The following is a 21,993-nucleotide window of genomic DNA, read 5'->3' as shown; positions in this document are numbered from 1 at the left end:
ACTGCTCGAAAGAAAGAGTGAAAAACACGCCACGTCAAGAGGCGCTATGGATATCCCGACAGAACTCAGCTCGTACATTCGGGTGCTCAAACTGGCGAGCACTCCCTCCCAACAGGAGTTCGGCCAGGTGTCGCTCGTCGCTGGTGCGGGCATTGTGCTGGTTGGACTGCTCGGCTTTCTCATCTTCACCGTCATGGGCTTCATCGTGGGTGGCATCTGATGTCGATTTACGCCGTCAAAACCACTGCGAGCCAGGAACGAACCGTCGCCGACATGATCATTAATCGCGAGGAAGAGTCCGTGCACGCAGCGCTCGCACCGGATTCACTCACGAGTTACGTGATGGTCGAGGCCGACGATGCGAGCGTTTTCGAGCGGATTCTCGATGAGATTCCACACGCTCGCGGACTCGTGCAGGGCGAGTCTTCGATCGCCGAGGTTGAGCATTTTCTCTCGCCAAAGCCCGATGTTGAGGGCATTGCAGAAGGTGACATCGTCGAGCTGATCGCCGGACCGTTCAAAGGCGAGAAGGCACAGGTCCAGCGAATCGACGAGGGCAAAGACCAGGTGACAGTCGAACTGTACGAGGCAACAGTGCCGATCCCAGTGACGGTACGTGGCGATCAGATCCGCGTCCTCGACAGCGAAGATCGATAACTGCTACCAAACGGGCTGAGCGCCAAGCGTCATCGTTTTCTATCGACTCCGAGTACCGTCAGCTGTGACGACAGCCGGGGACGCGACTGAGACTCGCATCGACATGCACGTGAAGATTCTCACCGACGCAGTCGTCGAGCGAGCGAAGGCACGCGGGCTGGACGGGCTCGTGTATGCGCCCCATTTTGTGCGACTCGATACCATCACACAGCGTGCGCGGGCGTACTCGGACGACGAACTCACGGTGTTTCCCGCTCGTGAGCTGTTCACCGGCACCTGGCACGACCGCAAGCACGTGCTCGCGATCGGGCTTGAGGAACCGGTTCCGGATTTCATCACGCTCTCGGGAGCGATCGAGGAGTGCAAGCGCCAGAACGCAGCCATTCTTGCACCCCATCCGGAGTTTCTGACGGTCGGACTGGAAATGGCCGATATCAGGCGCTATCCGGTTCACGCCGTCGAGACGTACAATCCGAAACACCGATCGATGCACAACGAGCGCGCCCAGGCGATCGCCCGCGAGACCGGCCTCCCCGGATTTACCTCATCCTATGCGCATCTTCCAGGGACGATCGGCGAGGCCTGGACGGCGTTCGAACAGCCAATCGAGACGACCAACGATCTCGTTCGCGCGCTCAAAAGCTTCGCCGACCGGCGCGTGCTCCATCGCTCCGGTGTCGAGCACGATCTTCGCTGTCTGGCAGAATTTGCACATCTGGGCTATGAGAACAGCTGGGGGAAGATCGACCGCAAGCTCCTTTCTGGAACCGAACCGACGCATCCTGGCCACATCGCCTATGAGGGCCGTTTCGAGGATGTTCGGGTCGTTTAGGCGATGGACACGCCATAGCGAGCGAGCCCTTGCACCACAGCGAACACGACCAGCAGCTCGCCGGCCGTGATCGCCAGCGTGACCACGTTCGTGTATTTGTTTTTCGTTGCGACGCCGGTTGGAAAGCCATACTCCTGCGTGTATGGATAAAAGAGCGCAATGCCGCGCTTGCTACCGACGATGTCGAGAATGTAATGTGTCAACACCCCAAGCCAGACGTAGTGGAGGTTTCCGAACACGTATGGAAACGCAACGAACAGCCCTAACACCGGCAGATTGTGCAGCGTCTTTCGGTGACGGCCGAACTCCGTGTCAATGTCGGGAACTAGCGCGCCCAGCGTCACCGGGATCGTCACCTCGATGATCGAGATGATCGTCGTCTCTTTCCCTGATGGGTCCAGCAAGAAGCCAACACCAATGCCGAACAACAACCCGTTGAGCACGTGCCCATCCTTATTCATTGTCAGATTGGTTTTGGGTCACTACAGTTAGCGCTTGCCGTTCGACGCGTCCGTTACAGGAGGGTGAGTCCGACACTAAGTGCCATCAGCAAGACCACAACGGCCTGAAATTTGAGATATCCCGGAGAAATGTCCTTCGTTGTCCCGTCATCGGAGAACAACTGATAGAGTGCACCGACGATGATCATCACACTACCGATCCCAATCAACACGAACCCAAGCCCCGTCGATTCCAGCAGCCCATAGAGACCGAACAGGATGCCCATACTGAGGTTCAAAACATGATAGATAGTTGCTGTTTCCATATCTGAAATCATTACCAGCAACCGATAACTATCTTTTCCATCACTCAGGATTCCACGCACACGCATCGCCGAGGTGGAGTCCCTGCTCCTCGATCCGTGCTGACAGACACGCGTAATTACAGTAGAACGCCGGCTCGTCGGTCGCTGGCGGATGAGAACGAACGCTGATCGGATCATGGTCAATCACGCGCGTCCCACAGAACACACACGATTGCTCTGGATCGACCGTCATTTGTAACTCAGGCGTCTGTCTCCTCGCGTTCGATCTCGATCCGCTCGTAGAGATCTTCAAGCGCCTGTTTGGCGAACTGTTCTTTGCGTTCGATTCGGGAGTCAAGCTCCGTGAATTCATAGCGCTCGACCGTGGCGTTCGATCGATTCGAGCCCCACGGGCCAGCGTAGGCAACGCCAATGTAGACGGTGCCGACGGAGGATTCGCTTGATCCACCCTCTGGACCGGCGATCCCGGTCGTGCTGACGCCCCAGGTGGTGCCAGAGGTGTCACGAATCGCCCTGGCCATCTGCTTTGCGACTGGTTCGCTGACAGCGCCGTGGCTGTCGAGATGCTCACGAGCGACGCCGAGCAGCTCGCGCTTTGCGCCATAAGAGTAGGTGATAACGCCCCGATCGAAATAGTCGCTCGATCCCGAAACATTGGTGAGCAGCGAGCCAAGCAGCCCGCCAGTGGCCGATTCTGCCACCGCTACTGTGGTGTTGGTCTCTCGAAGCGCCGTTCCGATCGCGTGCTCGATGTCGGCGTCGGTCGAAGCCATACGTTTGCTCTGGAGTGCAACCGACTTGTACTCTGGTGTGGCACAGCCCGTCTCGGCCAGCAGACGACTCTGGCTGCCGATAGATCGACGGGTACACATGACTCGCGAGAAAATTACCCGTATGAGCGATATCGAGGTTGAACCGGTCGATTCCATCGAAACTATCGACGTTGCGACGGAGATTGCCGAGCCGTCCGGCGTCGATGCGCCCGAATTCGTTCTGTACGGTGGCAAAGGCGGCGTCGGGAAAACGACGTGCGCCGCTGCGACCGCGCTCGCAAGCGCCAACGACGGCACCCCGACCCTGATCGTGTCGACCGATCCGGCACACTCATTGTCTGATATCTTACAGCTTCCGGTGCCGGACGAGCCCGCGCGAATCAGCGATGCCCATCCGCTGTACGGCGTCGAAATCGATCCGTCGTCGATGAACGCCGACGTGGCAGAAATGAACGATCTGTTCGACGATTTTGATGCGGACGGGCTGGGCTTTGAAGGTTTTGACGGAATAGACGCACCGTTTGAGGGGGGACCGACAGCCAGCGCTGGGGGAACAGTCCCGGGTGGCGACGAAACCGCCGCGTTGCAGCTGTTGCTCGAGTACTTCGACGATCCACGCTTCGATCGCGTCGTCGTTGACACCGCTCCGACCGGTCACACGCTTCGATTGCTGGAGCTCCCGGACATCATGGACTCAATGATGGGACGGCTGCTCTCGTTCCGCGAGCGAATGCGCGGCATGCTGGGTTCGATGCCCGGTCCGTTCGGTGTGGACACCGACGAGACGACGAGTCAGCTCGAAACGTTCAGCGAGCGGATCGAACACCTCCGGACCGTGCTTCGCGACCCGGGACGGACGGAGTTTCGCGTGGTGATGGTGCCCGAGCAGCTGAGCATTCTGGAGTCCGAGCGACTGCTCGATCGACTCAATGAGTTCGGGATCGCCACAGGGACGCTGATCGTCAACCGGGTGACCGAGTCTGCCGACCAGCTCACCGAGATCGATCCCGAACAGGTTGTCACGCCGGACGTCGAGTCCTGTGAATTTTGCAAACACCGTTGGGAGAGCCAGCAGGAGGCCCTCCAGCGAGCACAGGACGTGTTCCGTGGTCGGTCGATCAAGCGGGTGCCGCTGTTTGGCTCGGAAGTGCGCGGGCCGGCGATGCTCCGGCTCGTCGCGGCCTGTCTCACGTGAACTGGCTCACAGCAACCGCAGCAGTTGCGTAAACAGCCAGTCCCGGGCGCTGTCGGGGAGGAATCGCGCTTTGAGCAGCGTTGAGGCGATCGGACCGACTGGATATCTGGCGTTCGGATTCGGCGAGACGCCGGCCTCAAGAATCGTTTCTGCGACCATGTCGGGGGAGACAGCCACGGGTGACTGGCCACCGAACAGCGAGGTGTCTTCGTAAAAGGTGTAGACCGTGTCGTAGTCGTCAGTGCGTTCGAGCTGTGCCAACTCATCGTCCGCTCGATCCGCGAAGTTGGTGGCTACCGGCCCCGGTTCGACGAGCGCAACGTCCACGCCAAGCGGCGCAAGCTCTGTCCGAAGCGCATCACTCATCGCCTCCAGGGCGAATTTTGAGGCGGCGTATGTGCCCATCCCCGGCGCAGCAACCTGTCCAGCGACACTCGAGACGTTGATGATCGTTCCAGACTCCTGCTCGCGCATCTTCGGCAACACCGCCCGCAGCAGGCGGTGGGGCCCATAGACGTTTACGTCAAACTGGGCCTCGACCTCCTCGACTGGTACGTCCTCGATCGGCCCGAACTGCCCGTACCCTGCGTTGTTGACGAGACAGTCCAGCGTTTCGACCGCGTCGAACACCGTCTCGACGGCAGCGTCGATCGAATCGTCATCGGTCACATCCAACGAAAGCGTCCGACAGCCGGCCTCTCCAAGCGCTTCGATATCAGCCGGATCCCTGGCCGTCGCGAACACGGTCCAGCCGTCCTCCAAAAACGCACTCGCGGTCGCTCTTCCAACACCGGACGAACAGCCCGTCAGTAACACCGTCTTTTCCATACTGTGTGCTTTCACTGGAGTCCTACGTACCCTACGTTTTTCGATTGCAATTATTAAATTTCCAATTCTTTCGCATGGTCGGCATACCGATCGGCCAGACGCGTCGGCTCGGGGAGCTTATACTCACCACCACACTGATCGATGATTTCAGTGGCAGTGGCCGCCGACAGCCGGTGGCCGGGGCTGACGTACACCGGATTGATCCGGTGGTTGTTCTCGTACTGGCGCGTCTGGAGTGCATATCCAACGGTCGTTCCATTCGGGGTGCTCATTTCGTCGTTAGCACGGATCGGGACGCTCTCGCCGGTGTGGAGGCTGTCAGTGGATCGTTCGGGCGTTCCACAGAGAAGCGATTTGGCGACGCCAATGGCTGGCAGATCGAATGCCACCCCGAGATGAACGGCCAGGCCAGCTTCCCGATAGTGGATGCGACCGCTGCCGTCGAACACGAGAAGATCGGGCGTGATCTCAAGCGTTTCGAGCGCGGAGACGATCGGCCCTCCTTCGCGAAACGACAGCAGTCCGGGAACGTACGGAAACGACTGCTCGGTGACCGAGTACGTCCGTTCGACGACGGTGTCACCGCGGAGAACGACGATTGCGCTCACCACTCGATCGTCGGGAAACGACTGATCCACACCGGCGATGAGCGGCTCGTCAGTTCCCGTGCCGATAGTTTTGTGATCGAACGACAGCTGATCATCGAACGTCGCAGCGTCTGCGATCTCCGCCTGGAGGGCGAGCTTTGCCTCGCGGTCCAGCGCTGGATCCGGTCGAAACCGATCGTCGAGTTGCATCGTTCAGAACCGACCTCGACCGGGGCCACCCGGTCCGCGCCGTCGTCCGAACTGCAGTTCGCCCGGCGCGCTGACGCCCTTGTTTTTCTCGTGTTTTCCGTAGATGAGTCCGATGATGAGCCCAGCAAGATGTGCGCCGTGGGCAACGCCGCCCTGGAAGCCCGAGAGCATGCCCAACACCGACAGTGCCGCATAGCCAACCGTGAGCAGCCAGATCGGGACGGGAATGAAGAAGTACAACAACACCTTGAGATCTGGATTCAACACCGTGAGTACGCCCATAACGGCCATGATCGCGCCACTGGCACCGAGCAACAACGCCGGCTCACCGGTGGCGTAACTGAGCAGTAACTGTGCGAGCCCGGCCGCGAGCCCGCTGCCCAGAAACAGCAGCGTGAAATCCCGCGAGCCAAGCTTGCGCTCGACGATCGGTCCGAAAAAGAACAACACCAGACCGTTGGCAAAGATGTGGTAGATGCCGCCGTGAGAGAAAATTGACGTGATCCACGTCCAGAGATACTCCGGGTGCTGTGAATCAAGCGTGAATGACATATTCCACAGCCGTGAGCCGGGGGGAATCGACATCGCGGGGTAGAGTATGAACTGGAACAGGAACACGATCATCATCGCGGCCAGAAAGACCATCGACATATTCCCGCGGAAATAGCCAATGATGGAACTCGGGCCGGAGAGTCGCGAGCCAAGCGTGGATTGCTCGTTTGCGACACTATCGTCAAAGCCGCTATCGAACACCCCGCCCGGATCACCCCAATTTTGCAGTCCAGAGCAGTCGTGGCTCTCGGGGAGCCGGTGATTGCCACAGAACGTGCCACCACAATGATGACACTGATAGGGCATGCTGACCTGCTCCCCACAGATATCACACGTCGGCATTACGCCAAGATACGGGACAACCAACAAAGGGGTTTGGGATGCACAGACACCGGAGTGCGGCGGGCTCGATTCCAATTCGTCGAAATTATAAAATGATAGTATAATTGAAAAGTTGTAGTGAGCCCACATTTTGGAAGTTCGAAAAACCCGATCTCAGACCTTCTAATCGAATTATCAGCTCGATCCAGTTTACAAACAGCACCTTCATAAACATGTGAATTTTCTATCTATATCTACAATAAATAGTAATGTTTATAATACATCTCCAAGAAGACCATTTCACTGGGACGTCGTCGGGGTGGACCCGTCATCTGGGTACCCTGGCGGGGGCCACCCGTTAGCGACAGCCCAGCCGAAAAACCCATGAAACGAGTACTCAACGTTGCACTGACCGCACTCGTGCTGGTTAGCCTCCTCGCCGGAGCAGGCGCAGCACCAGCGGCCGCAAGTGGTACTGACGTGACCTACGACGACGACAACTGTGGTGTCGATAACGATGGCGTTGATATCGACGACTCGAACAACGTTGTAATCGATAACAGTCAGGACAACGACTTTCTGGATCTGTTCCTGGACGTAGCATAAGAGAACCATTTCGAATCGCCAGCTGAACGGAACTGAACGAGACCAATCGTGTGTGCCCGTGGCCTTACAGGCCTTCGAGCGCTCGTAGCCGCCGTTCGATTGCGGACGGTACGGCACTCGGTCCGTCGGAAACGCGATGATCCGGCACCACGATCGGAATCGGATTACTACGCAGCGCCGTGTGAACGGTCGCTGTCTCATCCTCATCGAGCCCGGCCATCGAGCGGAGCTGCTCGCAACTGGCCGTCTCGCCGTACGGAATCTTCCGAGTTGCCTCGAGCACCGCCCGCTGGTCGGTCGGGACGGTCAGCCCGACCGTCACATCGTCAAACGAATCGGTCGCTCCCTGCAGATACTCGCTGATTCGGTCGAGAATCTGGTGTGAGCCGCTGGCCGACGGATCGGGCTCCGCTGGAAAGCTGACCGAAAGCAACCGGCTGCCAGCAACCCCACACTGCAATGTTCGGTCGAGTGTCGGTGCCTCTCGCGCGAAAATGCCTGCCTCCCCTGGAGCGTCCATACGTTCTCGTAGGGCGATCGTCGCCATCAACGATGTGGTCATCGGGCCCAACGACGCAAGTCTTATGTACAGATGAGTTCATTAGCGTACAACAATGGTTGATAGAACACCGCCTGTGGAGTCTTCGGTCGCACCAGCGGTGCGATCGATTCTTCACAGCGCGCGCACCCGATCGGGAGACACCGATCGAGTGTCAGTAGATGCCAGGTCATTCCCTGATCGACTGGCAGCGTTGGGAGACGACCGGCGACCGGTGATCGCAGAGATAAAGCCAACCAGTCCGACGACCGACGGGATTCGAGCGGACGATCCGGTTGCGCTGGCACAGTCAATGATTGCGGGCGGGGCAGCCGCGATCTCTGTGCTCACCGAGCCGGATCATTTCGGTGGCTCGATTGAAACGCTCACACGCGTCCGCAACGCGGTCTCAGTTCCGGTGTTACGGAAGGATTTCATTCTCCGTGAGTCACAGCTCGATGCGGTTGCGGCCGATCTGGTGTTGTTGATCGCACGCTTTTGTAATGACCTTCCAGCGATGGTAGCCGCAGCACGCGAGCGTGGCTTTCAGGTGCTCGTCGAGGTACACTCGCGCGAAGAACTCCGATCGGCAATCGAGGCAGGAGCGTCCATCATCGGCATCAATAATCGGGACCTGGCGTCGCTGACGGTCGATCTCGGCACGTTCGAGCGACTTGCGCCGGCGGTTCCAGATGATCGACTCGTGGTTGCCGAAAGCGGCATGAGCACCCCCGCCGATTGTCGTCGTATGGTAGCAGCTGGCGCAGATGCGCTGTTGATCGGGACGGCGATCATGGACGGCGACGTGACGACGACCACGCGGGATCTGACGACTCCAGCCCAATGACCGGAACTTTCGGCCGATACGGCGGGCAGTACGTTCCCGAGGCGCTGATGCCCGCCCTGACGGAGTTGAAAGGGGCCTACGAGCAGTACGTGCTCGAAAACGCAGACGGCTTCATGGACGAGTTCCACGAGCGGATGCGCTCGTTCGGCGGTCGTCCGACGCCACTCCAGCGAGCCGACGCGCTCTCGGATCGATACGACACGGATGTCTATCTCAAACGAGAGGATCTGGTCCATGGGGGTGCGCATAAGCTCACGAACGCACTGGGACAGGTGCTGCTCGCAAAATATATGGGCAAAGAACGGATTATCGCCGAAACCGGTGCTGGCCAGCACGGGACGGCGACCGCAATGGCTGCCGCCCATCTTGACATGCCGTGTGAGATCTATATGGGCCGTACCGACACGAACCGTCAGCGACCGAACGTGTTTCGGATGCGACTCAACGACGCGACGGTGACACCAGTCGATGTCGGTCGCGGAACGCTCAAGGAGGCGATCAGCGAGGCGATGCGAGATTGGGCCCAGAGCGTGGAGACGACACACTACGTAATCGGTTCCGTCGTCGGTCCGCATCCGTTTCCGAAGCTCGTCAGGGAGTTCCAGTCGGTGATCTCCGAGGAGAGTCGTCGACAGATTCGTGATCGGACGGGATCGTTGCCCACGAGCGTCGTAGCGTGTGCCGGCGGTGGCTCAAACGCGATGGGATCGTTCACCACCTTTCTGAACGACGACGTTGCCCTGCACGCCGTCGAGGCCGGCGGCGAGTCGCTGACGGTCGACGCCGATGCGGGCGTGGCTCCGAATTCAGCGACGCTTCAGACCGGCAGCGAGGGTGTGCTCCATGGCGCACGAACCCGCGTCTTACAGGACGAACACGGCCAGATCATGGCAAGTCACAGCGTCTCTGCCGGCCTCGATTATGCCGGGGTCGGGCCCGAACTCGCTCATCTCGTCGATGCCGGTCGAGTGAGTGCACACACCGTCGATGACGAGACGGCACTCGCAGGCGTCCACCGCCTCTCACAGACTGAAGGAATCATTCCGGCGCTCGAAACCGCACACGCCGTGGGCTGGCTTGAGGAGGCAACCGAATCGCAACTCGGCGAGCAGATCGTTCTCACCGTCTCCGGACGTGGAGACAAAGATCTGGAGACCGTACTCGAAGAATCAACTCGACGAAACATTCCCGAAACGCCAGACATGGACGTGTTTGACCCACCAGCCAATGGAGGAACCGATGCATAACAGCGCAATCACTGCAGCGTTCGACACTGGGCCGGCATTTGTCCCGTATCTCACGGCCGGTGATCCGACGTTTGAAGCCTCACTGGAGTATGTCCAGGCGCTAGAACGGGGTGGTGCGTCCGTGATCGAGCTGGGCCTTCCGTTTTCCGAACCGATCGCGGAAGGAAAAACGATCCAGAACGCGATCAGTCGGTCGCTCGAGGGAGGAATGACGCCCGTTCGATTTTTCAAATTCCTCGAGCAACTCGACGTGACGGTTCCGCTGGTCTGTATGACCTACTACAACCTCATCTACCAGTACGGAACGCACGATGGCCCACGACCGTTCGTCGAACGAGCGGCCACAGCGGGGCTCGATGGCATCATCGTTCCGGATCTCCCCGCCGAAGAGGCCGGCCCGTTGCACAGCGCGTGTCAGAGTCACGGACTCGATCTGATCACGATCGTTGCACCAACGACGACGACCGACCGACTCGAACGGCTCGTCTCGCTCTGTTCTGGGTATCTGTACGTCCAGGCCAGACTCGGTGTCACAGGTGCCCGTTCCGACGTGAGCGAGCAGACGGCTGCGAGTCTGGACCGGCTCACCGACATCGAGCTCCCGGTTGCCGTCGGCTTTGGCATTTCGTCGGGCGAGCACGCCCGGACAGTGATCGAAAGCGGTGCTGATGGCGTGATCGTCGGGAGTGCATTGGTTGAGATCATCGGCGAGGGCCATCGGGCAGGCGATTCGCCCGATATGGTCGCACAGAGACTCGAAGCTAAATCGAGAGAAATTACAACGGCCATCACAAAGCTGCAACAACAGCCATGACCGCAATCGCATTTTGGAAGGCTTGGTAATTACTATCATGGGTATCGAAACAGGCAGACAGGCACGACTCGAACGAATCGGAACAGCCGGACGGTACGTTATCGTCCCGATGGACCACGGGATCACGCTTGGCGCAGTTGATGGGCTCGAAGCGATCGAATCGACGATCGACGCCGTCACGCGTGGTGGCGCAGACAGCGTGTTGACGCAAAAGGGGATCTCACCACGGGTTCACGGCAACACGAACGGTGCGGGGTACATCGTTCATCTGAACGGCTCGACGGTATCGGGACCGGACACGAACGATAAACGAATCACTGGCAGCGTCACCGACGCGATCCGCCGAGGGGGTGACGCCGTCTCGCTTCACATCAACGTGGGGAGCGACCACGAGCCAAAACAGATCGAGGATCTCGCGACGATTACCGAGAAAGCCCATCAGTTTGGCATTCCGGTGCTCGCCATGACGTACGCCCGCGGACCGGGCGTCGACGAGCACGATCCAGCGGCGTTGAGCCACGCCGTCCGGCTCGGTGAGGAGCTGGGTGCAGACCTGGTAAAAACGGCCTACAGTGGAGACTCGGCCAGTTTTGAGCAGGTCTGTGCTGCCACGGCACTGCCCGTTGTGATCGCGGGCGGGGCTCCGGATTCGGACCGAGAGTCGCTGGCTGCGGTTCGTGGCGCAATGGACGCTGGAGCGGCCGGTGTCTCGATGGGACGGACGATTTTCCAGCACGACGACCCGGCCGCGATCACGCGAGCGGTCGCCGGCGTCGTACACGACGATCTCAGTGCCGAGGCGGCGCTTGAGCAGGCCGGCCTCGCGATCGAAGCGTAGGACCTATCGGCTCGATCTTCATTCACGCACGTGTCGAACTCACCGGAGCAACGACTGCACACCAGTGAGTTCGCTGACGGCCGCGGTTGGCTGTCGCACTCCGTGTGTGGTCTCGTATGCTCCAGGCGACTCCGGTGGAGACTGTGCGAGGGGCGTCCACACAGATTCGAGCCCGCTCGCGTGTGCTCCCGCCACGTCGGCATAGAGCGAGTCGCCAACGTGAACGGTCATATTGGGGGCACTATCGATCCCATCAAGCGCCAGCTCGAATGGAACCGTCGCGGGTTTTGTCGGCAGGTCGCCACCCGCGAACACTGTCGTGTCGAACAGATCGACGATATCGAGCTGCTGGAGCTTTTGGCGCTGGGTTCGTTCGTCGCCGTTCGTGACGAGCCCTACCCGATGGGAGCCTGCGACCGTCTCAAGCAGTTGCTCTGCACCGTCTCGAAACATCACATTCGTCGGATCGTAGGGAGGCTCATCGGCGATCAGCCGATCGGCAACACCTGGTGGCTTCTCGTTCTCGGCCGTGAGTCGTGTGTAGAGCTGGCGCTGAAACGACGCGCGTGAGGGAGCATCGATGCTAGCAGCAGTCCGGTGAACATCTGAAAGATCGAAAAACGGCTCGACACCGGTCCGGTCGAACAGCTCTGCGAGCTGGCGGTCGGGTGATACAGTATGGGTGCACAGCGTCCCATCCAGATCGAACAGTACGGTATCGACGTCCATTCATTGCAATGGGTGCGGTGTGAGAAAAGCCTCACGCAATCTTGTCAATCAGTATCACGACACTGTTTCAGCATACTCAAGGGGTCTCACGTTCAGTTACAGATAATGACTCGAGAAGTCTGGCTCAAAGCCGACGACGAGGTGGGTGATTGGGACGCCCGCCGCAGGCGAATCACTACAGGGCTCGAGGCCGGTGTCGACTGGGTACTCGTCGATTATGAGGACGTAGCGCGCGTCCGTGAACTCGGCTCGGTAAATGTCGCAGCGTTTGGCAACGACAGCGTCCACGTCAGTTCGGCCGAATCCGTACCAGCAGCCGACACGGACGGCGGAACTGCCGCCGAGCCTGATGCGCTCATCACCGGCAAGAACAGCGAAGGCGACGGCACGCTGGATCTTCCTGCCGATCTCTCTGGTTCTGCAGACTGCAATCTTCTTGAGCGCGAGGACACCGACACGAACGGTGCGTTCGTCCGTATCCTGGGCGAATCGTACGAGTCGTTCGCCGAATCGGCTGCCGAACTCGGAGCGTATACGATCGTAATCGGTGAGGACTGGACGATCATCCCACTGGAAAATCTGATCGCCCGGATCGGCGAGGAGACGACGCTCATCGCCGGCGTGCAGACCGCCGAAGAAGCACGAACGGCGTTCGAAACCCTAGAACAGGGCGCTGACGCCGTGTTGCTCGACAGCGACGATCCCGACGCGATCAGAGAGACGGTCACCGTCTCCGAGTCGATCGGTCGAGAGACGGTCGATCTCACGCCGGCTGTCGTTACGGACATCGAACAGACTGGCTCTGCCGACCGGGTCTGTGTCGACACCGGTAGCCTCTTCGAACACGATGAGGGGATGCTCGTCGGATCGATGAGTCGTGGCCTGTTTTTCGTCCACGCAGAAACCGCAGACTCACCGTATGTGGCCTCGCGGCCGTTTCGGGTGAACGCCGGTGCCGTTCACGCCTACGCTCGAACGCCCGACGGAACGACGAAATATCTCTCTGAGCTCGGCAGCGGCGACGAAATCCAGGTCGTAGACACCGACGGGAACACCCGCGAAGCGATCGTGGGACGCGTGAAGATCGAACGCCGACCGATGTTCCGAATCCAGGCGGAGGTAAACGGTGACGTGATCGAAACGCTGCTCCAGAACGCAGAGACGATCAAGGTCGCAACCAGCGAGGGACGCAAAGCGGTGACCGAACTCGAGGTTGGCGATGAAGTACTGGTCTATCACGAGGAAGTCGCGCGTCACTTCGGTGAATCCGTCGAAGAGTCAATTATTGAGAAGTAGTTCAGTCGGTTTCGACACCCACCCGATCACAGAGATCGAATAGCGGACACGCACTGGGATCGTCGACACAGACCGGCTGGCGGGCCGTGCAGTACTCGCGACCGAACTGAATCGACGCAGTGTGTCCAAAGCCACACTTTTTCGGTGGGATTGTGGCTTCGAGTGACTCACGAACCGTTTCGTGGTCGGCGTCCGGTGGCGCGACACCGAGTCGCCGGTAGATCCGGTGAACGTGGGTATCAACCGGGAACACGCCGGACTGGCCGCCGGCGAACAACAGCACGCAGTCGGCGGTTTTCGGCCCGACGCCGTGAAACTCGAGTAAGGTTTCGCGGACCGTCGCTGTTGTGGTGTCTCGGACGAATCGGTCGAATTCGGTTGCGTTGTCGAATTCTTCTGTGATTCTCTCTGCGGCCTGAATAATCGACGTTGCCTTCTGGTGCTGGAGCCCGGCCGGCGCAATCGTCTCGGCGAGCTCGTCGTGATCAGCAGCCGCAAGTGTGCGGGCAAGATCGCTTTCGGGACCCTCGTAGCGCTCTATCAACGCGTCGTGGGCCGGCTGGCTCGTCGCATCCGTGGTGTTCTGACTGAGAATCGTCCGGACGAGACAGACGAACGCATCCTGTCCGCCGTACGTTTTCTCCCAGTACAGCTCACCCAGCCGGTCGATCACCCGCTCGGCGGTGGCTGGGTTCTCCGCTCGATCGAACGAATCGCTCCTTGCGCCCCCAGCCGGCCCACCACTGATGTTCTCGGTCGGTTCCGTGGGCATGAATGAATCCATGGACTTCGGTCACAAAACGTTACGCAACGGTGATCGTCACCGTCAGATCGGCACCGTCAGCAAGCGCTGCGATAAGCTCCCGGTCCAGATCCGACGCCGCCTTGTCCGCACCAACCAGCAGCGTCCGATCGTCGGTGTGCTCACTCGTGCGCAACACCATGCTCCGGTCGTCTTCGAACGTGAGTTCGGGATGACCGTGGCCGCTGACGGTGTCTTCGTGGCCACCAGCCGCAAGCGTCACGGTGATTGCCGTTGCACGATCCTGACACGCGGTGACAACCGCTGGATCGAACGACGCGAGCGTCGTGTCAGCCTCAACGCCAACAATACAGTCGCCAGCAGGGGTCAACCAGTCATCAGTCGTCACCTCAAGCGTCGATTCGTGCTCTGCACGAACGTGTTCGTGTCCCTGTGCCCGAACCACAACCGTTGTTCCGTCTCCGCCCATTACTATATCCTGACAGACTCACCGTCTTCACCCGTTCGGTGTCGGTCCGTTCCATGGGTACTCGCATGATTTAAGTATCCATGCACAATTGTGCTAGCCGTTAACGAGGCGTGTACCCACCGTTGATGGAGGTTTCGACGGTTCACAGTGGAGAAAGGTTTAAGTAGATTGTATCAGTATGTTCTAGCACCAGAACGCCTCTAGCGTTTCGAGGAGCATCGTTCGGCGACCAGAATGAAACGGAACACTGCTTATTCGATGGTTGTTACAGACGGCCGGCTCCCGCTATCGCCAGAGGCGGTAATGGATAGCACTCAAACCAACTATGGCACAGTCAATCGATAAATCCAAGAACGTAGACCTCACCGACGACGAACTCGAGAACAACTCCAAAGGCGAACTGATCAAGCGCGCCGGACAGTTGCGTGACCGACGCAACGAACTGAATCAGAAGGCCTCAGAACGCGCCTCAACGCGTGATGAACTCAACGCCAAAACTCGCGAAAAGGTCGATGAGGCCCAGCATCACCGCGAAAAACGCGACGAGCTCAACAACAAAGTCCAGGAGCACAAACAAAAGCGAAACGAGCTCAACGCGGAGGCCAACGAACTGTTCTCGAAGGTCGATGAGACAAAATCCGAGCTTGACCTCGACGACGGCGAGAGCCTAGACCAGCTCGAAGAGGAAATCGAGCAGCTCGAGTTCCGCCAGCAGACCGAGGTGCTCTCCTCGGAGGACGAGCGCGAGCTCATCGAGAAGATCGAAGAAAAGCGCGACCAGTACCAGAACCGCAAGGAAAAGCTGGACCAGGGAGGTGACATTGAGGAGCTCCGCGAGGAGGCAAAGGAGATCCGCTCTGAGGCCTCGACGCACCACCAGAAGGTGACCGAGCTGGCCGATAAGGCACAGGAGCACCACAACCAGATGATCGCAGCCTATCGGGAAGCCGACGACATCCGTGATGAGGCCGACGAAGCCCACGAGCGGTTTGTCGAGGCCCAGGAGTCTGCCGACCGACACCACGAGGACTTCGTTCGTGTCCAGAAACGGCTCCGTGAGCTGGACAAAGAAGAGGAAAAAGAGCGTCGCGACGAGCGCGCACAAAAGCGCGAAGAGGCGCGCGCAGAAGCCGAAGACATCTACCAGAAGTTCAAAGAAGGAGAGACCCTCGACACCGAGGATCTCATGAAGCTCCAGAAGTCCGGTCTCTTATAAGAACGCAATTTGAATCGATTTTCCGCCCGTTACTCGTATCGTGGACAGCGAGCCGAACGATGTGGCATCTCAGCCAGCGGGAGTGCCGAAAGCGTCGCTTCGACACCATCAGCAGAGACGGCGTTCGGTGGCGAGTCACCGTCAACAAGCGCCATCCCGATCGCACCATCGAGCCGAGAGCTGGCCGTTGTTCTGGTGATCGTTCCAACGGTTGATCCCTCATGGGTCAGTTCGGTACCGGGCGCGACCGTCGAAGAGAGCATCACGCCAGAAAGCGTCTGTGACGGTTGCCCCCGGTTTTCAACCCGAGCGATCACTTCCTGGCCCGGAAAACAGCCCTTTTCGAAATCGATGGCGTTTCGAACGCCGGTGACGTTCGGAATGCGACCCTGGAGTTCGGACTCGAACAACGGCGTTCCAGCCTCTAGCGTCAGCGCATTCCAGACGGTATGACCGAACGGCACGGCATTCAGTCCAATATTGAGGAGGATATCGAACAGCCGTTCGCTGCGGTCAGCATCGGCGACCACAAAATAGCCCTCATCACCGATGCAGTAATCGTCGGCAATCACGGTGACACCCACATCGTCCATCGATCCACGAACGAACGAAAGCGGCTCTGCTGGGGCACCTGGACCCGTGAGCACGGAGGCGACTTTTTCCGTCGCCGTCCCTCCATAGACGCCGAACACGGCCAGTTCCGATCGATGCGTAATCGTCACGTCATCGAGGAACACTTTCGAGCGCCACTCCTCAAGCAGCCACTCACTTCGTTGGGGCGGCGTCAGGACCAGCAGTTGTCCGTCAGTCACGAACACGTAGCAGTCGGTTTCGACGCCGCCCCGGGGATCACAGAGCAGCGCGTACACACCCGTGCCATCGTCACGTGGAACGTGGTTTGTCACCGCGTTATCCACGAATGACACGCGATCGTCGCCAGTGACCGCAATCACATCGAACGCGTGTTCGATCACGCCGACACCCTTGCGCACCGCACGGCTCGTGCGTGCTGGCTTGCCGTAATCGGCGACGACGCGCTTTGGGCCGACGGTTGTAAACGTCGCCCCGAACTCGTTGTGAACCGACTCCAGCCCATTCATGGATGACACTCGACGCGCCGCGTAAATTAACCACCCGGTCGCTACCTGTCGCCAAACAGCCGATCGCGGAGGCGTTCGATCAGCGTCGGCTCTCCAGGATCGTCCGTGGCCGTCTCCGGAATCACCCGGTCGGCCGGTCTGAGCAACAACTGCCCATCGGTTCGGGACGTTTCGAGCAGTCCGTCGTCGTTCAGCGACGCCAGTGCCGTCTCGAGAACGTCGATCTCTACGCCAACACGGGTCCGGAGCTCGAGAATTGTCATTCCTTCTGCAGATCGCTCGACCAGCGCGTCGAGTATCGAAACTTCCGTCGCATCGCGATTCCGATACTCCTCGTTCGCGCGCATGTCGTTGCGTACTCTCGGTTCGAATATACCAGTTCCCCAATCGAGGGGAGCATTTATGGATAAAGCGTGACAAATACCACCAATGGGGTTCAAGTGTTCGGTTCTTGGCCACCGGTTCGAGGAGCCGGAACTCATAACAGAGCGTGAACGGCGGGGAAACGAGGTCATCACCGTTCGACGCCGGGTCATGGACTGTTCGATCTGTGGCGAGCAGCGGATCCTCGCAGAACGAAAAGAGATCACATCTCAGACACGTGAAGGGGGTGATCAGTCCTCGGCTGAAAAAACGACGGTGCCAACGGACACCGAACAGTCGACGCCCACGTCCGAGTCCGCCGACGCAGAGGCCACAGTGGACGAGACGGCCACTGGCGAGACCGATCATCCGACAGCCGATGGCTGGACGGAGCGTGATGAGCCTGCACCACCGGCCGATGACGACGCTGTCATACTCTCGAGTGATAGCACGTCTGCTGATGGCCAGTGGGCTCACGATCGAGGGACAAAAGCGGAGATTTCGATCTCGGGCGATGGGACTGCTCGCGCCACTGGATCGGGCGAGACACAGCTTGCAGAGCCAATCAGTCCGGCGTCCGACGACGGCGAAATCATCACTACAGGACCGACAGCCCCCACCGACACCACCCCTGAGGAGGAATCTACGACGCAGTCTGTGGCCGTCCTCGAGTGTGTACACTGTTCGTTCGACGTGAGAAACCGAGACAGTCCGTTCCGAGCCGGAGATCTCTGTCCACACTGTCATGAGACGTATCTCTCTTCGCCACAGCGGATGTCAACCGATAACGAATCGACCGGGTGAACGGAAACCCTAAACCGATTCTCGATAAGATCATTCCATGCGCGAATACAAGATGCGACGGGGAGAGCATCTCGACGAACGCATCCCGGACATGGAGTCGACGGTCGAGGAGTATTTTGGACCGATCACCGGGACGAAGACGTTCAAAAACAGCGATCTCTTCGTGATCGATGAGCCCAAAAACCCCGTCTTCGAGCGGATCGTCGCCGGCACTGTTGAGTACTCGGGGAAAAAAGACAAGCTTGCTGTCGAATTCAAAGAGCGCCCAGCCGAGGAAGTCATCGCAGAGGGACACATCGATGCGGCTGAAAACGCAGTGAACGCGAAAAATGACTTTCTACTCGAGGCAACCGGACGGGATGCAAAAAGCCGACGCGACTCGATGAAGCGATCGGTCGAAGACAGCGACGAGCCGGATCTCTCCTGATACCGTCGTTGCGGTGTGTTAGCGGGGGGATTATCGCCCCAGTTTTTTTCGACTAACGCCGATGCCACTCGGGGTGATGATGAGCTGATCGTCGTCTTTCTGGACGATATCACCCCCCACTTCGTTGGCAACCTGTTTCAGTTCATCAGTGATGTGTTCCATTGTGCGATCGCTCGTTGAGTGTCGCGTGATGTCGGCGATGACGATATCGCCGTCGTAGATTGCGTCTTTGATGACGATCACATCCTGTTTGTTGTCGAGTTTTGCGACGTGGATATTGGTTCCGGCGTCTGGAACCTCCGAGTCCAGTGCGTCGAGATCGATCTCGACGTAGTCGTCGACGGTGTGCTGATGGCTTCGGCCCCCGCCTTCGCTCAGCAATCGATCCATAAACCCCATAGGTCGAAGCGCGCCCGGTGAGCGTATAGTTCTTACGCCGTGGGGAGGGACAGCTCACTCGACGTACGTATCGCGCACCGTTTTCGCGAACAGTCCCGACTGATCGAAGGCGATGGTGACGATCACGCAGGGATACTCTATTGGATCGAGACAGAACAGGGCGTACGGTGGCTTGACGCGCTCGATCGGTTCGAGCAGCGGATCGAGCGGTTTGATCCCGTCGCGAAACTCCTCGAACAGCGATTGCTCACCGGACTGTTCGGCAAAGGCGTAGACGACGCCATTGGGATTTCGATCCGTGTCGTAAGTCACCATAGAGTTCATCGGTTCGCCGCTCGCTCTGGCGTTCTCCCAGCAGTTGATCGCCGCCTCGAAGAGATTTGTCGCCCCTGAAACGAACGTGAACGTTGTCGTGCTTTCGATGGTGATGGTTTCGAATCTGGGACGCGATTGTGACCAGTCGAACGAGGCAGCAAGCAGATTGCCGGGATCGATCGATTCGACAGTCGAGGCAAGCGGTTGCTCGTAGCCAACCGTGCTGACGTAGACGGGATCTGCGTCCGTCGTCTCAAGCAATAATAGCTCGTCTGTTTCGCGAGTGCTCTCAAGGACGCGATACGAGCCAGTAGTCATGGTGGACAGTTTGCTCTCGAATGCGGTGATCCTGTCGATTGGCGCTACAGCAGTCCGAGCGAACGAACGACGATCACAACGAACAACAGTACGAACAGCCCGACCACGACCGCTGCGAGCCGGAACTGCGATCGGGCCACCTCTCGATGTTCTTCGAGAAGCTCTGCTGGGGTAGTTCCATAGATCAATCGCCGACCAAGCAAGCCCACGAGCAGATCGTCGCCAAGACCCACGACGGGAAGAAGATCAGAGACAGCATCAACCGGCGAGAGCAGATAGCCGCCAACGAACAGCAAAATAACCACGAGCCGAAGCTGGTGTGGTGAGCGCCGGTCCAGCGCGACCCGCACCACGGTGTATGTCTCGACGATCCCGGCTCTGAGGACTCGTTTCATGCTCGCCAGTAGAACGCAACGACCAATAGGCTGACTGGCTAGACGACTACCATGCGCGTTGTCACACTGTTACCGTCTGCGACCGACATCGTGACTGCGTTCGGTGTCGATCCAGTGGGCGTCTCCCACGAGTGTGACCACCCAGCGCCCGCCGTAACCGAAAGCCGGATCGACGCCACCGCCTCAAGTCGAGCGATAGATCGGCAGGTGCTGCAGGCCGAACGAAACGGTGGTGTTTACGCAATCGATCTCGACAGACTCGAAGCTCTCGACCCGGATCTGATCGTCACGCAAGGGCTCTGTGATGTCTGTGCCGTCGATCGCGTGCTCGTTACCGAGGCGGTCGAAACGCTTGAGCTGGACTGTTCTGTGCTCACCACCGATCCACACAGCCTGGATGACGTTCGCGAAGACATCCAGCGCATTGGTGAGGCAATCGGCGTCACCGAGACCGCAGCGACCGTCCAGAAGACGTTCGACGAGCGAATCGAGAATGTCAAAGCCACCACCGCCGATGCCTCCGGCAGACCGACGGTTGCCGTGCTCGACTGGCTCGAACCGATCATGACGGCGGGTCACTGGGTCCCCGAACTGGTCGAGATTGCCGGCGGTGAACCGGCATTTGTGGCCGAGCGATCGATTCCACGGTCGTTCGAGGCGATCATTGCGGCGGATCCGGCGGTGATCGTCATCGCACCGTGTGGCTTTGCGATCGAACAAACGGCTGCCAACCGAGATGAGCTCACAAGCCGAGAAGAATACGACCAGCTGCGGGCTGTACAGTCCGATAGCGTCTACGCAATGGATGGGGATCGATTGCTGCATCGCCCTGGAACCACGCTCGCAGACACGGCAGAACAACTGGGGAAGCTGTTGCATCCAGCGCTCTGTGGACAACCGGACGAAGATCTCGCGGTCGGGTTCGATCAGCTGCCACCGGCGCAGTGATCGTCGATGGCACACGTCTCCGTGTATTCGATTTCTTCGATCGAGTCGATGCCGTTCGTCCCACAGACGGGACAGTTCGGATTGGCCGCGTACTCCACCGTATCAACCGTCATCCCAGCAGCGTTGTAGCTGAGCAACCGACCGACGAGTGGATCGCCAGTCTCCATGATGAGTTTACACACTTCAGTCGCCTGGAAACAGCCAACGGTCCCTGGAAGAACGCCGAGCACGCCCGCCGTTGCACAGCCGGGAACCGCGCCAGCTGGCGGTGCAGACGGGAACAGACAGCGATAGCACGGACCATCAGCACGTGGATCAATCGTCGTGACCTGCCCCTCGAATCTGAGGACAGCCCCGTGAACGAGCGGCGTCCCACGCAGCCAACAGACGTCATTCAGCAGAAATCGGGTGGGAAAGTTATCAGAGCCATCGAGTACAATGTCGTACGATGCAACCAGCTCGCGGGCGTTCGCTTTCGTGAGCCGCCGTTCGATCGGCTCGACGGTCACGTCTGGAGCCTGGGCCTCGACGAACGCGGCTGCACTCTCGACTTTTGGCGTGCCGATGTCGGCCTCGGTGTGGAGGACCTGGCGCTGGAGATTCGATCGCTCGACGACATCGTCATCGACGATACCCAGCGTTCCGACGCCCGCCGCAGCGAGATACTCGATCGCCGGCGATCCCAGCCCACCTGCACCAACACAGAGAACACGGCTGTTGAGCAGTTGCTGTTGGCCCTCCGGTCCGACAGCATCCATAATCAGGTGCCGAGAATACCGATCGAGCTGCGTCGCATCGAGATCGAGCGCCACCATACTCGTCAGTTGGTTTGCATCGGAA

General features: G+C 59.2%; 31 protein-coding genes. 14 read left to right on the top strand and 17 right to left on the bottom strand.

Annotation, left to right across the window (positions count from 1 at the left end; all coding sequences use genetic code 11):
- Window positions 1-46: 46 nt before the first annotated feature.
- From JXQ78_RS12530 to JXQ78_RS12520, 3 genes are all read left to right on the top strand, one after another.
- A complete protein-coding gene (locus JXQ78_RS12530) occupies window positions 47-220 on the top strand; it encodes a protein translocase SEC61 complex subunit gamma (RefSeq protein WP_330631103.1) in 174 nt (57 codons plus the stop codon).
- Complete coding sequence (locus JXQ78_RS12525) at window positions 220-657, top strand: transcription elongation factor Spt5 (RefSeq protein ID WP_330631102.1); 438 nt, start codon at window positions 220-222, stop codon at window positions 655-657. The genes JXQ78_RS12530 and JXQ78_RS12525 overlap by 1 nt, the downstream gene beginning before the upstream one ends.
- 103 nt (window positions 658-760) lie before the next feature.
- A complete protein-coding gene (locus JXQ78_RS12520; RefSeq protein ID WP_330632828.1) occupies window positions 761-1,489 on the top strand; it encodes a PHP domain-containing protein in 729 nt (242 codons plus the stop codon).
- Here JXQ78_RS12520 and JXQ78_RS12515 read toward each other — a convergent pair.
- The 4 genes from JXQ78_RS12515 to JXQ78_RS12500 are packed head-to-tail and all read right to left on the bottom strand — an operon-like array spanning window position 1,486 to window position 3,028.
- Window positions 1,486-1,950 (bottom strand): metal-dependent hydrolase, encoded by a 465-nt coding sequence (locus JXQ78_RS12515; protein ID WP_330631101.1) that lies wholly within the window; start codon window positions 1,948-1,950, stop codon window positions 1,486-1,488. The two genes, JXQ78_RS12520 and JXQ78_RS12515, sit on opposite strands and share 4 nt — an antisense overlap.
- Window positions 1,951-2,003: 53 nt before the next feature.
- A complete protein-coding gene (locus tag JXQ78_RS12510; protein ID WP_330631100.1) occupies window positions 2,004-2,255 on the bottom strand; it encodes a hypothetical protein in 252 nt (83 codons plus the stop codon).
- A gap of 40 nt (window positions 2,256-2,295) precedes the next feature.
- Window positions 2,296-2,487, bottom strand: coding sequence for a hypothetical protein (locus tag JXQ78_RS12505; RefSeq protein WP_330631099.1), 192 nt, complete (start codon window positions 2,485-2,487; stop codon window positions 2,296-2,298).
- 7 nt (window positions 2,488-2,494) lie between these two features.
- A complete protein-coding gene (locus JXQ78_RS12500) occupies window positions 2,495-3,028 on the bottom strand; it encodes a CinA family protein (protein ID WP_330632827.1) in 534 nt (177 codons plus the stop codon).
- Window positions 3,029-3,149: 121 nt separating this feature from the next.
- On the opposite strand from JXQ78_RS12500, the gene JXQ78_RS12495 reads away from it, so the two are divergent.
- Complete coding sequence (locus JXQ78_RS12495; RefSeq protein WP_330631098.1) at window positions 3,150-4,223, top strand: ArsA family ATPase; 1,074 nt, start codon at window positions 3,150-3,152, stop codon at window positions 4,221-4,223.
- A gap of 6 nt (window positions 4,224-4,229) precedes the next feature.
- Here JXQ78_RS12495 and JXQ78_RS12490 read toward each other — a convergent pair whose 3' ends face one another.
- The 3 genes from JXQ78_RS12490 to JXQ78_RS12480 are packed head-to-tail and all read right to left on the bottom strand — an operon-like array spanning window position 4,230 to window position 6,742.
- Window positions 4,230-5,051, bottom strand: a complete 822-nt coding sequence (locus tag JXQ78_RS12490) for an SDR family oxidoreductase (RefSeq protein ID WP_330632826.1) — start codon at window positions 5,049-5,051, stop codon at window positions 4,230-4,232.
- A 53-nt stretch (window positions 5,052-5,104) separates the two neighbouring features.
- On the bottom strand, window positions 5,105-5,848 hold the full coding sequence (locus tag JXQ78_RS12485; RefSeq protein ID WP_330631097.1) for an endonuclease V: 744 nt from the start codon (window positions 5,846-5,848) through the stop codon (window positions 5,105-5,107).
- 3 nt (window positions 5,849-5,851) lie between these two features.
- Window positions 5,852-6,742: a rhomboid family intramembrane serine protease gene (locus JXQ78_RS12480; protein WP_330631096.1), complete on the bottom strand. Its 891-nt coding sequence runs from the start codon at window positions 6,740-6,742 to the stop codon at window positions 5,852-5,854.
- A gap of 363 nt (window positions 6,743-7,105) precedes the next feature.
- Between JXQ78_RS12480 and JXQ78_RS12475 the strand changes: the two genes are divergently transcribed.
- Window positions 7,106-7,327, top strand: coding sequence for a hypothetical protein (locus JXQ78_RS12475; protein ID WP_330631095.1), 222 nt, complete (start codon window positions 7,106-7,108; stop codon window positions 7,325-7,327).
- A 64-nt stretch (window positions 7,328-7,391) separates the two neighbouring features.
- Here the strand turns inward: JXQ78_RS12475 and JXQ78_RS12470 are convergent, their stop codons facing one another.
- Window positions 7,392-7,847, bottom strand: a complete 456-nt coding sequence (locus JXQ78_RS12470; RefSeq protein WP_330631094.1) for an MGMT family protein — start codon at window positions 7,845-7,847, stop codon at window positions 7,392-7,394.
- A gap of 94 nt (window positions 7,848-7,941) precedes the next feature.
- On the opposite strand from JXQ78_RS12470, the gene trpC reads away from it, so the two are divergent.
- The 4 genes from trpC to JXQ78_RS12450 are packed head-to-tail and all read left to right on the top strand — an operon-like array spanning window position 7,942 to window position 11,611.
- Window positions 7,942-8,712 (top strand): indole-3-glycerol phosphate synthase, encoded by a 771-nt coding sequence (gene trpC / locus JXQ78_RS12465; protein ID WP_407934024.1) that lies wholly within the window; start codon window positions 7,942-7,944, stop codon window positions 8,710-8,712.
- Window positions 8,709-9,959, top strand: coding sequence for a tryptophan synthase subunit beta (trpB, locus tag JXQ78_RS12460; protein WP_330631093.1), 1,251 nt, complete (start codon window positions 8,709-8,711; stop codon window positions 9,957-9,959). Before trpC ends, trpB begins: the two co-directional genes overlap by 4 nt.
- On the top strand, window positions 9,952-10,773 hold the full coding sequence (gene trpA / locus JXQ78_RS12455; RefSeq protein WP_330631092.1) for a tryptophan synthase subunit alpha: 822 nt from the start codon (window positions 9,952-9,954) through the stop codon (window positions 10,771-10,773). The genes trpB and trpA overlap by 8 nt, the downstream gene beginning before the upstream one ends.
- 37 nt (window positions 10,774-10,810) lie before the next feature.
- The gene (locus JXQ78_RS12450) at window positions 10,811-11,611 is read left to right on the top strand and encodes a 2-amino-3,7-dideoxy-D-threo-hept-6-ulosonate synthase (protein ID WP_330631091.1); all 801 of its coding nucleotides are present in this window, start codon (window positions 10,811-10,813) and stop codon (window positions 11,609-11,611) included.
- Window positions 11,612-11,650: 39 nt separating this feature from the next.
- On the opposite strand, the gene JXQ78_RS12445 is transcribed toward JXQ78_RS12450, so the two are convergent.
- Window positions 11,651-12,340, bottom strand: a complete 690-nt coding sequence (locus tag JXQ78_RS12445) for an HAD family hydrolase (RefSeq protein ID WP_330631090.1) — start codon at window positions 12,338-12,340, stop codon at window positions 11,651-11,653.
- Window positions 12,341-12,445: 105 nt separating this feature from the next.
- Here JXQ78_RS12445 and JXQ78_RS12440 point away from each other — a divergent pair, with 105 nt between their 5' ends.
- Window positions 12,446-13,636: a 3-dehydroquinate synthase II gene (locus JXQ78_RS12440; protein WP_330631089.1), complete on the top strand. Its 1,191-nt coding sequence runs from the start codon at window positions 12,446-12,448 to the stop codon at window positions 13,634-13,636.
- Between the two features lies 1 nt (window position 13,637).
- Here the strand turns inward: JXQ78_RS12440 and JXQ78_RS12435 are convergent, their stop codons facing one another.
- Together JXQ78_RS12435 and JXQ78_RS12430 are read right to left on the bottom strand one after the other, a co-directional pair.
- On the bottom strand, window positions 13,638-14,408 hold the full coding sequence (locus JXQ78_RS12435) for an endonuclease III domain-containing protein (protein WP_330631088.1): 771 nt from the start codon (window positions 14,406-14,408) through the stop codon (window positions 13,638-13,640).
- Window positions 14,409-14,439: 31 nt separating this feature from the next.
- Window positions 14,440-14,868: a DUF371 domain-containing protein gene (locus tag JXQ78_RS12430; protein WP_330631087.1), complete on the bottom strand. Its 429-nt coding sequence runs from the start codon at window positions 14,866-14,868 to the stop codon at window positions 14,440-14,442.
- Between the two features lie 325 nt (window positions 14,869-15,193).
- Here JXQ78_RS12430 and JXQ78_RS12425 point away from each other — a divergent pair, with 325 nt between their 5' ends.
- Window positions 15,194-16,084, top strand: a complete 891-nt coding sequence (locus JXQ78_RS12425) for a coiled-coil protein (RefSeq protein WP_330631086.1) — start codon at window positions 15,194-15,196, stop codon at window positions 16,082-16,084.
- A 29-nt stretch (window positions 16,085-16,113) separates the two neighbouring features.
- On the opposite strand, the gene ygfZ is transcribed toward JXQ78_RS12425, so the two are convergent.
- Window positions 16,114-17,184 (bottom strand): CAF17-like 4Fe-4S cluster assembly/insertion protein YgfZ, encoded by a 1,071-nt coding sequence (gene ygfZ / locus JXQ78_RS12420; RefSeq protein WP_330631085.1) that lies wholly within the window; start codon window positions 17,182-17,184, stop codon window positions 16,114-16,116.
- Between the two features lie 41 nt (window positions 17,185-17,225).
- Window positions 17,226-17,531: a DUF6432 family protein gene (locus JXQ78_RS12415; RefSeq protein ID WP_330631084.1), complete on the bottom strand. Its 306-nt coding sequence runs from the start codon at window positions 17,529-17,531 to the stop codon at window positions 17,226-17,228.
- An 82-nt stretch (window positions 17,532-17,613) separates the two neighbouring features.
- On the opposite strand from JXQ78_RS12415, the gene JXQ78_RS12410 reads away from it, so the two are divergent.
- Both JXQ78_RS12410 and JXQ78_RS12405 read left to right on the top strand, forming a co-directional pair.
- Window positions 17,614-18,351, top strand: coding sequence for a DUF7093 family protein (locus JXQ78_RS12410; protein ID WP_330631083.1), 738 nt, complete (start codon window positions 17,614-17,616; stop codon window positions 18,349-18,351).
- A gap of 37 nt (window positions 18,352-18,388) precedes the next feature.
- Window positions 18,389-18,778: a DUF5611 family protein gene (locus JXQ78_RS12405; RefSeq protein WP_330631082.1), complete on the top strand. Its 390-nt coding sequence runs from the start codon at window positions 18,389-18,391 to the stop codon at window positions 18,776-18,778.
- Window positions 18,779-18,808: 30 nt separating this feature from the next.
- Here JXQ78_RS12405 and JXQ78_RS12400 read toward each other — a convergent pair whose 3' ends face one another.
- Genes JXQ78_RS12400 through JXQ78_RS12390 form a run of 3 tightly spaced genes read right to left on the bottom strand, consistent with a single transcriptional unit; the run spans window position 18,809 to window position 20,205 of the window.
- On the bottom strand, window positions 18,809-19,177 hold the full coding sequence (locus tag JXQ78_RS12400) for a cell division protein SepF (RefSeq protein WP_330631081.1): 369 nt from the start codon (window positions 19,175-19,177) through the stop codon (window positions 18,809-18,811).
- A 54-nt stretch (window positions 19,178-19,231) separates the two neighbouring features.
- Window positions 19,232-19,810, bottom strand: a complete 579-nt coding sequence (locus tag JXQ78_RS12395; protein WP_330631080.1) for a DUF6663 family protein — start codon at window positions 19,808-19,810, stop codon at window positions 19,232-19,234.
- Between the two features lie 44 nt (window positions 19,811-19,854).
- On the bottom strand, window positions 19,855-20,205 hold the full coding sequence (locus tag JXQ78_RS12390) for a DUF1232 domain-containing protein (protein ID WP_330631079.1): 351 nt from the start codon (window positions 20,203-20,205) through the stop codon (window positions 19,855-19,857).
- A gap of 51 nt (window positions 20,206-20,256) precedes the next feature.
- On the opposite strand from JXQ78_RS12390, the gene JXQ78_RS12385 reads away from it, so the two are divergent.
- Complete coding sequence (locus JXQ78_RS12385) at window positions 20,257-21,153, top strand: ABC transporter substrate-binding protein (protein ID WP_330631078.1); 897 nt, start codon at window positions 20,257-20,259, stop codon at window positions 21,151-21,153.
- Here the strand turns inward: JXQ78_RS12385 and ubaA are convergent.
- The gene (ubaA, locus tag JXQ78_RS12380) at window positions 21,132-21,965 is read right to left on the bottom strand and encodes an SAMP-activating enzyme E1 (protein ID WP_407934050.1); all 834 of its coding nucleotides are present in this window, start codon (window positions 21,963-21,965) and stop codon (window positions 21,132-21,134) included. The genes JXQ78_RS12385 and ubaA overlap by 22 nt on opposite strands.
- Window positions 21,966-21,993: the final 28 nt, after the last annotated feature.

Source organism: Halocatena halophila (assembly GCA_027563145.1).
GTDB lineage: Archaea > Halobacteriota > Halobacteria > Halobacteriales > Haloarculaceae > Halocatena > Halocatena halophila.
Note: the sequence above shows the minus strand (reverse complement) of the source record. Positions and strands in the feature narration are given on the sequence as shown.

Bases quoted from the DNA above. Each gene is read 5' to 3' on its own strand.
- trpA (WP_330631092.1), top strand. From the start codon at position 9,952: ATGCATAACAGCGCAATCACTGCAGCGTTCGACACTGGGCCGGCATTT.
- JXQ78_RS12415 (WP_330631084.1), bottom strand. From the start codon at position 17,531: ATGCGCGCGAACGAGGAGTATCGGAATCGCGATGCGACGGAAGTTTCG.
- JXQ78_RS12435 (WP_330631088.1), bottom strand. From the start codon at position 14,408: ATGCCCACGGAACCGACCGAGAACATCAGTGGTGGGCCGGCTGGGGGC.
- JXQ78_RS12395 (WP_330631080.1), bottom strand. From the start codon at position 19,810: ATGACTACTGGCTCGTATCGCGTCCTTGAGAGCACTCGCGAAACAGAC.
- trpB (WP_330631093.1), top strand. From the start codon at position 8,709: ATGACCGGAACTTTCGGCCGATACGGCGGGCAGTACGTTCCCGAGGCG.
- JXQ78_RS12430 (WP_330631087.1), bottom strand. From the start codon at position 14,868: ATGGGCGGAGACGGAACAACGGTTGTGGTTCGGGCACAGGGACACGAA.
- JXQ78_RS12485 (WP_330631097.1), bottom strand. From the start codon at position 5,848: ATGCAACTCGACGATCGGTTTCGACCGGATCCAGCGCTGGACCGCGAG.
- JXQ78_RS12450 (WP_330631091.1), top strand. From the start codon at position 10,811: ATGGGTATCGAAACAGGCAGACAGGCACGACTCGAACGAATCGGAACA.
- JXQ78_RS12440 (WP_330631089.1), top strand. From the start codon at position 12,446: ATGACTCGAGAAGTCTGGCTCAAAGCCGACGACGAGGTGGGTGATTGG.
- JXQ78_RS12490 (WP_330632826.1), bottom strand. From the start codon at position 5,051: ATGGAAAAGACGGTGTTACTGACGGGCTGTTCGTCCGGTGTTGGAAGA.
- JXQ78_RS12400 (WP_330631081.1), bottom strand. From the start codon at position 19,177: ATGGGGTTTATGGATCGATTGCTGAGCGAAGGCGGGGGCCGAAGCCAT.
- trpC (WP_407934024.1), top strand. From the start codon at position 7,942: ATGGTTGATAGAACACCGCCTGTGGAGTCTTCGGTCGCACCAGCGGTG.
- JXQ78_RS12495 (WP_330631098.1), top strand. From the start codon at position 3,150: ATGAGCGATATCGAGGTTGAACCGGTCGATTCCATCGAAACTATCGAC.
- JXQ78_RS12515 (WP_330631101.1), bottom strand. From the start codon at position 1,950: ATGAATAAGGATGGGCACGTGCTCAACGGGTTGTTGTTCGGCATTGGT.
- ygfZ (WP_330631085.1), bottom strand. From the start codon at position 17,184: ATGAATGGGCTGGAGTCGGTTCACAACGAGTTCGGGGCGACGTTTACA.
- JXQ78_RS12500 (WP_330632827.1), bottom strand. From the start codon at position 3,028: ATGGCTTCGACCGACGCCGACATCGAGCACGCGATCGGAACGGCGCTT.
- JXQ78_RS12445 (WP_330631090.1), bottom strand. From the start codon at position 12,340: ATGGACGTCGATACCGTACTGTTCGATCTGGATGGGACGCTGTGCACC.
- JXQ78_RS12405 (WP_330631082.1), top strand. From the start codon at position 18,389: ATGCGCGAATACAAGATGCGACGGGGAGAGCATCTCGACGAACGCATC.
- JXQ78_RS12410 (WP_330631083.1), top strand. From the start codon at position 17,614: ATGGGGTTCAAGTGTTCGGTTCTTGGCCACCGGTTCGAGGAGCCGGAA.
- JXQ78_RS12480 (WP_330631096.1), bottom strand. From the start codon at position 6,742: ATGCCGACGTGTGATATCTGTGGGGAGCAGGTCAGCATGCCCTATCAG.
- JXQ78_RS12505 (WP_330631099.1), bottom strand. From the start codon at position 2,487: ATGACGGTCGATCCAGAGCAATCGTGTGTGTTCTGTGGGACGCGCGTG.
- JXQ78_RS12530 (WP_330631103.1), top strand. From the start codon at position 47: ATGGATATCCCGACAGAACTCAGCTCGTACATTCGGGTGCTCAAACTG.
- JXQ78_RS12520 (WP_330632828.1), top strand. From the start codon at position 761: ATGCACGTGAAGATTCTCACCGACGCAGTCGTCGAGCGAGCGAAGGCA.
- JXQ78_RS12510 (WP_330631100.1), bottom strand. From the start codon at position 2,255: ATGGAAACAGCAACTATCTATCATGTTTTGAACCTCAGTATGGGCATC.
- JXQ78_RS12425 (WP_330631086.1), top strand. From the start codon at position 15,194: ATGGCACAGTCAATCGATAAATCCAAGAACGTAGACCTCACCGACGAC.
- JXQ78_RS12470 (WP_330631094.1), bottom strand. From the start codon at position 7,847: ATGGACGCTCCAGGGGAGGCAGGCATTTTCGCGCGAGAGGCACCGACA.
- JXQ78_RS12390 (WP_330631079.1), bottom strand. From the start codon at position 20,205: ATGAAACGAGTCCTCAGAGCCGGGATCGTCGAGACATACACCGTGGTG.
- JXQ78_RS12475 (WP_330631095.1), top strand. From the start codon at position 7,106: ATGAAACGAGTACTCAACGTTGCACTGACCGCACTCGTGCTGGTTAGC.
- JXQ78_RS12385 (WP_330631078.1), top strand. From the start codon at position 20,257: ATGCGCGTTGTCACACTGTTACCGTCTGCGACCGACATCGTGACTGCG.
- JXQ78_RS12525 (WP_330631102.1), top strand. From the start codon at position 220: ATGTCGATTTACGCCGTCAAAACCACTGCGAGCCAGGAACGAACCGTC.